Here is an 11,947-nt window from a genome sequence, read left to right on the forward strand (position 1 = left end):
TTAAACGCCCAATGTTTATAAGGACATGAAGGGTATTTAACCACATACTCCCCCTAAAACGTGTTACCGACGGGAATTACGCAGGCGATCTTCGAGGTAGCGCTGGCTGCGGAAATATATCAACAGCAGCACGACGATGAAGCCCATCGCACCCATCGTGATCCAGAAACCGGAGGCGTTTTTGAGCAGCGGCATGACTTCAAAATTCATACCGAAAATGCCGGTAATCAGCGTCAGTGGCATGAACAAGGCCGTGATGACTGTCAGGGTGCGCATGATTTCGCTGGTGCGGTGCGCCATCGCAGAAAAGTGTATTTGCACCGCCGATTCCAGCGACGCTTCGAGGCGGCGCGCATGATTCAGCACGCGGCTGATGTGTTCCATCACATCGGTGGTGCGAACCAGCAGTAAATCTTTTGCACGGCTTTGCGCATCGTTGTTGCCATCATGCGTATCGACGATATGGTCACGCAATTCCTGCAAGGCGTCGCGTTGTTCTTCGCACAGATTATCGAGCTTGCGTAATTCCAGACGCGAATCGAGCAAGGCCATCCAGTTATTGAACGGGCGGCGCGGGTCCAGCAGCGCGTGCTGCCAGCGATCGAGTTGTTGTGTCAGTGGCTGGCGCAATTCCAGATACTGATCGACCATCGCATTGAGTAAGCGCAGCATCAGATCTTCGGGCGACGCTGGCAAGCGACCGTGGCTGCCGCCATCGGCTTTGGCCTTGTAATTCAGCAAGCGGGCGCGGGCATTGTCGATGGTTTTACTGTTTGCTGCGCGGACAGTGACGAGCGCATGACCGAAGACAAAAAACGACACCGGAACGGTCAGCAATTTATTCAGGGCAGCCGGCATTTTTCGTTTTTCTGTGGTGTCGGTCGCGACTGCTTCGCCATTCAATGCAAGCTTGCGGAAGACCACCAATTCGTAATCATGCGTGTTATCGAAATACGAAGGATGGCTCAGATTGACGGCATCGCTCAGATGCAGATCGTAAATATGAATGCCGGTAATCCGTTCGACTTCTGCCTGCCATGCCTCGGCATTATTGCTGACTTCATCGTGGGTCGCATCCAGCCACAGAAAGCCTTGCGGCGTGATGGCGGAATCCGGATTGAGTAAAACCTGATTGTCGTTAATATGAAAGATATCCATGCGGTTTCGTTTTAAAAATCAGTAAGAGCGCCAGTAAGCAAGCCGCGCAGGCCGCAATGATGCAGGCTTGCACCGTGCCGGTGAGGGCGGTGATGCCAAACCAGCTCGCGCTGGACAGCACCATCGCGGCGCAAATCGCGATTCTGAATGCTTCCAGTAACACGAAGAATTTTTGTTGTTGCATCAGACCGCCGATGATCCAGAAACCAGCCAGCAGCCACAGCGCATAGAGCACCAGCGAAACGCCACCAGCGGTATTTGCGCTAAGTAAAAAATGCGTCGTGATGTTCAGTCCCAACGCGAACTGCGCGAGACAGTACCACATCAGCGCGCCACGCAATGGCGGATTATATTCTGGCCGTTGCAGATCGAATGTGGTGGGCGCTGAGCGTGCCGCCAGATCGGTAGGTTGCCATCCCGGTGGCATCAGCCAGATCTTGAATTTATCCACCCAGCGGCGGGTGCTCAGCGCGTCTTTCAACACGGCGGCATACACTTCCGCATTCGCCCAGAATGGATTCCAGCTACGCAAGGGTTTGCGCGTGCCAAACACAACAGGATGCGCATCCTGCTCTTCGATGAAGGTGCCGAATAGCCTGTCCCAAAGTATCAGGATGCCGCCGAAATTTTTATCGAGATAGATATCATTCACCGCATGATGCACACGATGATTTGACGGCGATGCAAACACGCGGTCAAACCAGCCCAGCTTGCCGATTTGCTGTGTGTGTATCCAGAATTGATACAGCAAATCGATAAGTCCCACGGCAATGAACACTTCCGGCGGATAACCCAGCAATGCCATCGGTAAATAAAATATCCAGCCGAATAAATGACCGCTGCTGGTTTGCCGTAACGCGGTGCTCAGATTGTAATGTTCGCTCTGATGATGGACGACATGCGCCGCCCACAACAGGTTCGTCATGTGGCCCATGCGATGCAGCCAGTAATATAAAAAATCGTATAGCAATAAGCCGCTCAGCCAGACCCAGGGTTGATCTGCTGGCAGCGTGGTGATGGCAAAGTGCTGCGCGACCCAGACGTAAATGCCGATAGACAGCAACTTCAGAAAGACGTTAATGATTTGGCTCATAACGCCGAGGCTGAGGCTGTTGATCGCATCATTGACGCGATATGCATGGCGCTGCCTGCGCATGGCGATGAAGGCTTCAAGCGCGATCAGCAGAAAAAATATCGGGCTGGCAAACGTGATGACTTTTTCTTGCATGCGCTTCACCATCAAAAGAGAAAGGAAGCAGTGATGCTACACGGCTCAGGACATCTTGGGAATGCCTGTAACCGTGATGCAGAATGCTGTCGCGCAGCATCGCTGGCGGCAACATTCTGTGTTGGCAGGACACCGGCTTCACCGGTGCAGTGGTTCAGGCGTGTCGCAACAAGCGTGCGATGTCGCGGGCGAAATAGGTCAGTACGCCGTCGGCACCGGCACGTTTGAATGCCATCATGGATTCCATCATGGTTTTGTTGTGATCGAGCCAGCCGTTTTGCGCCGCCGCTTTAATCATCGCGTATTCACCGCTGACCTGATAAGCGAAGGTCGGCACTCTGAATTCGTCTTTGACGCGACGCACCACATCCAGATAAGGCATACCGGGTTTCACCATCACCATATCGGCGCCTTCGGCCAGATCCAGCGCGACTTCGCGCAAGGCTTCATTGCTGTTGGCAGGGTCCATCTGGTAGGTTGCTTTATCGCTCTTACCAAGATTGGTCGCCGAGCCAACCGCATCACGGAAGGGACCGTAGAAAGCCGATGCATATTTGGCGGAGTAAGCCATGATGCGGGTGTGAATGAAATTGTGTGCTTCGAGTGCATGACGAATCGCACCGATACGGCCATCCATCATATCGCTGGGGGCAACAATATCGGCACCAGCGCGGGCATGGGTCAGCGCCTGACGCACCAGCATTTCTGTAGTTTCATCGTTCAGCACATAACCGTTTGCATCGATCAAGCCATCCTGGCCGTGACTGGTGTAAGGGTCAAGTGCGACATCGGTGAGTATGCCGAGTTCAGGAAAGCGGCTTTTCAGTTCGCGAATCGCGCGCGGCACCAGACCGTCAGGGTTAGTCGCTTCGATGCCGTCCGGCGTTTTTAAACCGGGATTGATCACCGGGAATAAAGCCATCACCGGAATGCCGAGTGCGACGCAGTCTTCTGCAACGCCCAGCAGCAGATCGACGGAAACACGTTCCACGCCTGGCATCGACGCCACTTTTTCGCATTGATTGACACCATCCAGTATGAATACCGGATAAATCAGATCAGCAGATGTAATGGTATTTTCGCGCATCATCGCGCGTGAAAAAACATCCTTACGCATGCGACGCATACGCACGGCAGGGAAAAGATTGGGTTTGTTTTGAGCCATGATGAATTAAAAAATATTTGTCAGGTAAATGAAACTTTTTTGGTCTGGTCACATCTTAACGCACAGGTTAGGGATCATGATCTCCAAGCCTACCGCTTCTCCTCCCTGAGCGGGCACCGTTCGTCCCTATTCGTATCGGTGTTATTTCGCCCCGGCAAATGCCGGGGTTTTTTTATTCGCCGTCCGGCAATGCTTCGATTTCAGCCAGTTCAGCAGGGCGATCCAGACCCAGCAGGCGCTGTATCGTCGCATCGGCTTCTTCTATGCCGGTGCGTTTCAAGGCCGAAAATAACTGCACGCTGTACGGAAACAAAGGACCTTCATCATCCGCGTAGCTGGCGAGGATGTCTTTGGCCTGGCGCAAAGCATTCGCAGATTCAGTTTTATTTAACTTATCGGATTTCGTCAGAATGCAGTGGATTGGTTTGCCACTTGGTGCAAACCATTCGAGCATCTGAATATCCAGATCGGTAAACGGGCGACGAGCATCCATAATCAGTACTAACGCTGCGAGCTGCGTCCGGCGTTGTATGTAGGAGCCGAGTAACTGGTTCCAGTGATTTTTCGCCGCGCCGGGTACTTCGGCATAGCCATAGCCGGGCAAATCAACCAGCAGCGCACGGATCTCATCAACCCGGGTTTCATCTTTGCGATGCATAGCGACGTGGGCGCCGCCGATAGAAAAATAGTTGATATGCTGGGTGCGACCAGGAGTCTTTGATGCAAAACAAAGCTTTTTCTGGTTGCATAGGGTATTAATGGCAGTTGATTTGCCTGCATTGGAGCGACCGGCGAATGCGATTTCCGGTACATGGGTACGCGGCAGATCACGTAAGTGATTAACCGTTGTAAAGAAGCGGGCTTGCCAGAGGATAGACATAGAGGAAAGGAAAAATTGAAAAATGCAACAGTCAGCAGTAAAAACGCCTGAAAGCTATTGTACAATAAGGGGTTCGGTAACGGGCGGTAGCAGCATCGTACTGACCCCTTCTGGTTGTTTCCAGGGTTTGATTCAACTGAATTCAGATCAAGCCAGTAGCTACGTGTCGCCATCAGGGCAGATTTCTATTATTTAGTCTCAGGGTGTTTGAATGAACCGTGCTTTCTTACCATTTTTGAAGTCCATCAGCATCGCTATTCTGGCGTTGTCCTCGATTGCTTCCGCGTATGCCAATGAACCAGCCAAGGCTGCTAAAGCAGATCCGGCCAAAGGCGAGGCGCTGTTCACTAACGGCGACCCGGCGCGCGGCATCGTTGCCTGCGCATCCTGTCATGGTGCCGGCGGCAATTCCACGATCACCGTCAACCCTAAGTTGTCTGCACAGCACGATGCGTATATCGTGAAGCAGTTGCAAGATTTTACTGGTGCGGATCGTAACAATCCGGTGATGACAACTTTTGCGAAAGCGATGACGGCAGACGATATGAAAAACATCGCTGCTTATTTGTCGAAACAAAAATCTCAGCCAGGTGCAGCAAAAAATAAAGATATCGTTGAACTGGGCAAGCAAATCTATCGCGGTGGTATCGCTGAGAAAAATGTACCTGCCTGCGCAGGTTGCCACAGTCCTAACGGTGCCGGTATTCCAGCACAATTCCCACGTATCGCTGGCCAGCATCAGGATTACACGATTGCGCAGTTGACCAATTTCCGCACTGGTGCACGTAAAAACAGCGCACAAATGGTTACCATCGCCAAAAAAATGTCAGACGATGAAATGAAGGCAGTCGCAGATTACGTAGCCGGTTTGAAATAACTGATTACTACAAGCTAAAGACAACAGGAGGGGGTGGCGCAAAGCCATCCCCTTTTTTTTCAGGTTTTTCTCGGAGCAGTATGGAAAACAAAACAGAAACCGGCATCGTGGATGATCCGGTGGCCGACACTGGCGGTATACAGATTGCCAGCAGCAAGTTGTGGCTTGCCGATGCGATAGAGTTAATATCGTCTATGCGCTTTGCGATCAGTTTGCTGACGCTGATTTCGATTGCGTCGGTGATCGGCACCGTGCTCAAGCAAAATGAGCCTATGCCGAATTACGTGAATCAGTTCGGGCCGTTCTGGTTTGAGGTCTTTGGTAAATTCAGTTTGTATTCTGTGTATTCTGCCTGGTGGTTTTTGTTGATCATGGCGTTTCTGGTCTTGTCGACCAGCCTGTGCCTGATCCGTAACGCCCCTAAAATGCTGAAAGACATGCGTAGCTGGCGCGACAATGTGCGCGAGCAATCATTGCGTAATTTCCGTCATAAAGCAGAATGGGCGTCAACGCGTCAGCGTTCGCAACTGCTGGCGGATATGACGCAACATCTTGCGCGTATCGGTTATAAGTTCAAAGTCGTGGAAAAAGAAGGTGCGACCCTGATCGCCGCCAAGCAAGGGGCGGGAAATAAATGGGGTTATATTTTTGCGCATGCGGCGATCGTCATTATCTGTATCGGCGGAATGCTTGATTCGGAGCTGCCGATCCGTTTTCAGCAATGGTTTATGGGGAAAGTGCCGTTTGACGGTAACGGCATTATTGCCAACATCCCGCAGCAACACCGTTTATCGCTGGCTAATCCTACCTTCCGTGGCAATACCATGATTCCTGAAGGGGCGAGCAGTAATACTGCAATTATTCCGCAGCAAACCGGTGTCCTGATTCAGGATTTGCCGTTCACGATTAAGCTGAATAAATTCACGATCGATTTTTACAGCAGTGGTATGCCGAAGCTGTTTGCCAGTGATGTCGAGGTCACTGATCATGAAACCGGTAAAAAATTCAATTCCACGATTAAGGTAAATCAGCCTTTGATATACAAAGGCGTGGCGGTTTATCAATCGAGTTTTGAAGATGGTGGCAGTCGTCTGAAGTTAGCTGCATTCCCTATGTCCGGCGCCACGGCGACCAGCTTTGAAATCGCTGGCGAAGTGGGCGGAAATACGCCGCTCAGCGGGCAGGGCGGCAATGCTTACACCATAGAATGGTCAGGATTCCGGCCGTTCAACGTCGAAAATATGACACGCAATGGTGCCGATGTACGCGCAGTTAATACCGGCAAATCCTTTAATGAAAAATTCAGTGCCGACCTCGATAAACATCTTGGTTCTGCTGCAAAAAATGCGAACAACAAGGATTTGAAAAACGTCGGCCCCAGCGTGCAGTACAAATTGCGCGACAAAACCGGGCAAGCGCGGGAGTTTCATAATTACATGCAGCCATTGCTGGTGGATGGCGATTACATGTTTCTTGCCGGTACCAGAGACAGCCCGGCAGATACCTTCCGGTATTTACGCATTCCTGCCGACGATAACGACAGCGTGAATGAATGGATGCGTTTGCGTGCAGCGGTCGCCAATCCGGCTTTGCGCGAGGCTGCCGCGCAGCGTTATGCCATCAGAGCTTTGCCCGCCAAAATGGCTAATGCATCGCAAATGCAGATGCAACTGGCAGAGTCTGCAAAGAAAAGTCTGGGCATTTTTGCAGGTGATGGAAAGCAAGCAGGTTTCGTGGCTATTTCGAAATTCTTAGAACAGATTCCCACTGCAGATCAGGGTAAGGCGGCGGATGTATTCATGAAAATTCTGAATGGCAGTCTGTGGGATCTGTGGATGCTGGCGCGTGAGAAAGACGGTCTGCCAGCGCTGGAACTGAATGAGAAACATGGACGTTTCCTGCAATTGTCGATAGGTGCGATGTCGGATGCTTATTTCTATGGTGCGCCGGTGTATCTGCAACTCAGAGGCTTCGATGAAGTTAAAGCATCGGTATTGCAAGTGACCCGCTCACCAGGAAAAAATATCGTTTATCTCGGCTGCTTATTTTTAGTTATTGGCGTGTTTGCGATGTTTTACATCCGCGAACGACGTTGTTGGATCTGGCTCAAAGACGATGGACACGGGACGAATACACTGATGGCCCTGAGTTCACAGCGCAAAACCCTGGACTTTGAAAAAGAGTTCGACGAACTGAAGGCGCAGTTGGGTCAGATGATGGGCAATGGCCAGACCTAAAAATGTAATCAGAACAATTTGCAACGAATAGACTACACTGACGACCGGGATATTTTCCTTTTCTGGCTCGGGGAGAAATGATGGAAATGACACAAAATTACACGCCCTACCAAGGTTTTTTTAAGCGTCTGGGTGTGCTCGACTGGCTCTATGCTGTTGCGCTGTGCATGGCTTCGCTGTTTGCGCTGAATCGTTTCGGTGCTTATATGGATGTCTATGAAAAAGGTATTTTGTTATTAGCTGCCCCGACATTTGCATGGTTGGGTTGGCATTGGAAGCCGGTGCGCCCGTTGATCGTGCTGCTGGCGCTGCTGAGTTTCTTTGCCATTCATTTGTACGCCGGTTCATTGGAAATGGCGAACCAGAAATTTTTCCTGAAATATCTGCTGTCGAGCCAGTCGGCGATTCTGTGGATGAGTACGCTGTTCTTTTTATCGACTTTATTTTACTGGGGCGGTTTAATTGCCCGTTCTGATTTCGGTGCTTCGGTCGGCTCTGTGTTGTGCTGGGCGGCAGTCGTCATGGGCTTTACCGGCATGTTGGTGCGCTGGTACGAATCGTATCTGGTTGGCGCGGACATCGGTCATATTCCAGTCTCGAATCTGTATGAAGTCTTCATTCTGTTTTCACTGATTACGGCATTGTTTTATCTGTATTACGAACAGGAATACAAAACCCGGCAATTAGGCGCATTTGTGTTGCTGGTGATTTCTGCTGCGGTTGGCTTTTTGCTATGGTACACAGTCAGTCGCGATGCCGCAGAAATTCAACCGCTGGTGCCAGCATTGCAAAGCTGGTGGATGAAAATTCATGTCCCTGCAAACTTTATCGGTTACGGCACATTTGCGCTGGCGGCGATGGTCGCCATGGCGTATCTGCTGAAATCGAAAGGTTATCTGGCGGATCGTCTGCCTGCACTGGATGTGCTGGATGACGTGATGTACAAAGCGATTGCGGTTGGTTTTGCCTTCTTTACGATCGCGACGATACTCGGTGCGTTGTGGGCGGCCGAAGCCTGGGGCGGTTACTGGTCGTGGGACCCGAAAGAAACCTGGGCGCTGATCGTCTGGCTGAATTACGCTGCATGGTTGCACATGCGTCTGATGAAGGGCTTGCGGGGCCAGGTTGCCGCCTGGTGGGCATTGATGGGCTTGCTGGTGACGACATTTGCTTTCCTCGGCGTGAATATGTTCTTGTCCGGCCTGCATTCCTACGGCACGCTGTAATCAATCAATTTTCCTCGCTCAGCAGACTTTTGCGACTCGTGAGAAACTAAACGACAAAACGGTGTGTCTTACAGTGTGACTTAAGTGCACATTGTTTTGTCTGGCGTTTCAACCCTGGAGTCTGTCATGCTGATCAAATCCCATCCCAGTGGCAAGCATTTGCCACTTTCATCTGAAATTACCCCAAAAGAGGTGTTTGAATCGCGTCGCGATTTCATCCGCCAATTAGCCGTTGGAACGATTGCCGGCGGTAGCCTGCTAGAAATGGCCAGCCGCGAAGCCTTTGCGCAAACACCCGCGGCACAAAAACTGGCGGCGAGTCTTAATCCGGCATACGCGCTGGTAGAGAAAAAGACTGCGTATAAAGATGCCACGACCTACAATAATTTCTATGAATTCGGTACGGATAAAGCAGATCCGGCCGTCATGGCTGGCAGCTTGAAAACACGTCCGTGGACAGTGGTGATCGAAGGTGAAGTCAAGAAGCCCGTCACGCTGGATCTCGATAGTTTGCTCAGGCTGGCACCGCTGGAAGAGCGCATTTATCGTCTGCGTTGTGTCGAAGGCTGGTCGATGGTGATTCCGTGGATAGGCTATTCTTTATCGCATCTGCTCAAAAAGGTAGAGCCGACAGGCAACGCCAAATACGTGGAATTCATCACGCTAGACGATAAGAAACAGATGCCGGGTTTGCGCAGCCCCGTGCTCGACTGGCCATATGTGGAAGGCCTGCGCATGGATGAAGCGATGCACCCGCTGGCGCTGCTGACATTCGGCATGTATGGCGAAATATTGCCGAATCAGAACGGTGCGCCGGTGCGCATGTCTGTTCCCTGGAAATATGGTTTTAAATCCGCGAAGTCGATTGTTAAAATCCGCCTGACCAAAGAGCAGCCGCGTACAGCGTGGAATCAATCGGCGCCAAATGAATACGGTTTTTATTCGAATGTGAACCCGCAGGTTGATCATCCGCGCTGGTCGCAGGCAACGGAACGACGTATCGGTGAAGATGGCTTATTTACCCGCAAGCGCAAGACCCTGATGTTTAATGGTTATCCTGAAGTTGCCTCTATGTATGCGGGCATGGATCTGAAAAAATTCTTTTGATATGGCGATGTCTCAGCGACAGATGGCGGTGATCAAAACCATCGTCTTTATTCTTTGTTTGTTGCCCTTGGCGAGGCTTGTAGGCTTTGCCATGCTGGATCAACTGGGTGCGAATCCTCTGGAATTTATTACCCGCAATACCGGTGACTGGACCTTATATTTTTTATGCGCCACCCTCGCAGTGACGCCCATACGTAAGATTGCTGGCTGGAGCTGGTTACTGCGCTTGCGGCGCATGCTGGGCTTGTATGCGTTTTTTTACGCCAGCCTGCATTTTCTGACTTTCCTTTGGTTCGATCACTTTTTTGATCTGGCGGAAATGTGGGCCGACGTACTGAAACGTCCGTTTATCACCGTTGGCTTTCTCGCCTTCGTGGCATTGCTGCCGCTGGCGCTGACCAGCACGAATGGCATGATCAGACGGCTTGGTGGCAAGCGCTGGCAGCTTTTGCATCGCCTGATTTATCTGATTGTGCCTGCCGGTGTCTTGCATTATTACTGGATGAAAGCCGGCAAGCATGATTTGTCGCAACCGCTGATGTTTGCGGTACTGGTCGGCGTGCTGTTGTTAATGCGTGTGTGGTGGCGCTGGTTCGCCAGCCGTAACGCGCTTTCGCAGGGACGCTGAAAATGCCGGACAAATGGCTTAAAAACGCCAAGCCATACCGATGCCGATTTGCCGTTCTGTGGACAGCGTTTTCTTCTGATATTTGAAGCCGATATCCAGATCCAGATTCGTTGCCGGTGAATAAATCACGCCAGCGATCAGATACGGTTGCCAGTAACCGTCATTTTTCTGATCGGCTTGCGCGATTCCTGTATCGGCAAGTAACTGCGTTTGTGGCGTGATCGCACGCAATACTGCAAGCGACGAGCGCCATACTTGATCGCGTTGTTGAGCATCTGCCAGCGCCTGGCGGTGCTGACGTATATTCAGGCTGAGATTACTGTGTATCACCCAAGGTCCGGCACTTTCCGTGCGCACCAAAGTCAGGGCGAGATCATAGCGATCACTGCCAAATGTCTTCGCGCCAGTCGGGAAAAAGACTTCGGTTTTCCAGGCCCAGTTGGTATTTTCTTGCGACGAAAACAGGTATTTGCTACCGACTGACAAATCGCCGAGCGCACCGGGAGAAGACCAGCGCACCGGGCTGGAAAAGAATACATCGAGCTGATCGCTGGCACCGTAGGTATAAGTCAGATTGCCGATCTGGCTATGTGCTCTTGAGGTTGACCAGTGATCACCATTCAATTCAATTTGCTGTTTGCCAGTGGTTTGCAGATTGGCGTCTTCTGTCACCAGTGGATGGGCGGCATGTGCTGCGTTCTGCGTCATCAGTGTGCAGGCGATCAGCAGCATGGTTTTGCGTAATTTTTGCATCTCTATTTTTTCCACGGCATAATGCTCGGCACAATTTTCAGCACATCGTACCGTTGAATTATGACAAGCTATCTACTTAAAAAGGACCAGATGCAAACGCTGACGCAGCGCGTGGCGTTGCGCCTGTTAACTTGCATCGGATGGAAGGTGCATTTCCGTCCCTTGCCCGGTCCCCGGGGCATCATCATCGTTTACCCACATACGTCAAACTGGGATTTTCCGATTGGTGTTCTGGCAAAACTGGCGATGGGCATGCCATTTTATTTTATTGCGAAGTCTTCTCTGTTCGAAGGCTTCACTGGCGCGACGATAGGTCGCATGATCCGCGCTTTGGGCGGTGAACCTGTGGAGCGCGGCGTCTCGACTGGTGCGATTTCCCGGCTGGCAGAAAAAGTGAATCAGTCTGATTGGTACTGGATGGTGATCGCACCGGAAGGCACCCGTAGTCGCAAACCTTACTGGCGCAGCGGGTTTTATCACATCACTTGCGCGGCCAGGGTTCCATTAGGCTGCGCCTATTTTGATTTTCGTCGCAAAGAAATCAGTCTGGTGGACTATCTTGAATTAAGTGGCGACGTCGATGGCGATCTGACGAAGATACGCGGCATTTACGATGGCGTGCAGGGGTGTCGTCCGCAACTTGCCAGCCCGATACAGTTTCGCCCCGATAACGCTGATAAATAGGGAG

11 protein-coding genes are annotated in these 11,947 nt (G+C 51.4%); 6 read left to right on the forward strand and 5 right to left on the reverse strand.

Annotation, left to right across the window (positions count from 1 at the left end; translation table 11 throughout):
- Positions 1-63: 63 nt before the first annotated feature.
- From KDM87_RS02605 to yihA, 4 genes are all read right to left on the reverse strand, one after another.
- Positions 64-1,158 (reverse strand): magnesium transporter CorA family protein, encoded by a 1,095-nt coding sequence (locus KDM87_RS02605; protein ID WP_212677618.1) that lies wholly within the window; start codon positions 1,156-1,158, stop codon positions 64-66.
- Positions 1,139-2,386 (reverse strand): sterol desaturase family protein, encoded by a 1,248-nt coding sequence (locus KDM87_RS02610; RefSeq protein WP_212677619.1) that lies wholly within the window; start codon positions 2,384-2,386, stop codon positions 1,139-1,141. Before KDM87_RS02610 ends, KDM87_RS02605 begins: the two co-directional genes overlap by 20 nt.
- 154 nt (positions 2,387-2,540) lie before the next feature.
- A complete protein-coding gene (gene hemB, locus KDM87_RS02615) occupies positions 2,541-3,551 on the reverse strand; it encodes a porphobilinogen synthase (protein ID WP_212677620.1) in 1,011 nt (336 codons plus the stop codon).
- A 172-nt stretch (positions 3,552-3,723) separates the two neighbouring features.
- Entirely contained in the window at positions 3,724-4,431 is a 708-nt protein-coding gene (yihA, locus tag KDM87_RS02620; protein ID WP_212677621.1) for a ribosome biogenesis GTP-binding protein YihA/YsxC, read from the reverse strand.
- A 211-nt stretch (positions 4,432-4,642) separates the two neighbouring features.
- Here yihA and KDM87_RS02625 point away from each other — a divergent pair, with 211 nt between their 5' ends.
- The 5 genes from KDM87_RS02625 to KDM87_RS02645 all read left to right on the forward strand — a co-directional run bounded on the left by KDM87_RS02625 (position 4,643) and on the right by KDM87_RS02645 (position 10,506).
- Entirely contained in the window at positions 4,643-5,308 is a 666-nt protein-coding gene (locus KDM87_RS02625; RefSeq protein ID WP_212677622.1) for a c-type cytochrome, read from the forward strand.
- Between the two features lie 80 nt (positions 5,309-5,388).
- Positions 5,389-7,545 (forward strand): cytochrome c biogenesis protein ResB, encoded by a 2,157-nt coding sequence (locus KDM87_RS02630; protein ID WP_212677623.1) that lies wholly within the window; start codon positions 5,389-5,391, stop codon positions 7,543-7,545.
- An 80-nt stretch (positions 7,546-7,625) separates the two neighbouring features.
- Complete coding sequence (ccsB, locus tag KDM87_RS02635; RefSeq protein WP_212677624.1) at positions 7,626-8,771, forward strand: c-type cytochrome biogenesis protein CcsB; 1,146 nt, start codon at positions 7,626-7,628, stop codon at positions 8,769-8,771.
- Between the two features lie 126 nt (positions 8,772-8,897).
- On the forward strand, positions 8,898-9,878 hold the full coding sequence (gene msrP / locus KDM87_RS02640) for a protein-methionine-sulfoxide reductase catalytic subunit MsrP (protein ID WP_212677625.1): 981 nt from the start codon (positions 8,898-8,900) through the stop codon (positions 9,876-9,878).
- A gap of 7 nt (positions 9,879-9,885) precedes the next feature.
- Entirely contained in the window at positions 9,886-10,506 is a 621-nt protein-coding gene (locus tag KDM87_RS02645) for a protein-methionine-sulfoxide reductase heme-binding subunit MsrQ (protein ID WP_408058676.1), read from the forward strand.
- 18 nt (positions 10,507-10,524) lie between these two features.
- On the opposite strand, the gene KDM87_RS02650 is transcribed toward KDM87_RS02645, so the two are convergent.
- Positions 10,525-11,259 carry a transporter gene (locus KDM87_RS02650; protein WP_212677627.1) on the reverse strand — a complete coding sequence of 245 codons (735 nt, stop codon included), beginning with the start codon at positions 11,257-11,259 and terminating at the stop codon, positions 10,525-10,527.
- A 90-nt stretch (positions 11,260-11,349) separates the two neighbouring features.
- On the opposite strand from KDM87_RS02650, the gene KDM87_RS02655 reads away from it, so the two are divergent.
- On the forward strand, positions 11,350-11,943 hold the full coding sequence (locus KDM87_RS02655; RefSeq protein ID WP_230407545.1) for a 1-acyl-sn-glycerol-3-phosphate acyltransferase: 594 nt from the start codon (positions 11,350-11,352) through the stop codon (positions 11,941-11,943).
- The last annotated feature ends 4 nt before the right edge of the window (positions 11,944-11,947 follow it).

The organism is Cognatundibacterium rivi (assembly GCF_018139565.1).
GTDB lineage: Bacteria > Pseudomonadota > Gammaproteobacteria > Burkholderiales > Burkholderiaceae_D > Undibacterium > Undibacterium rivi.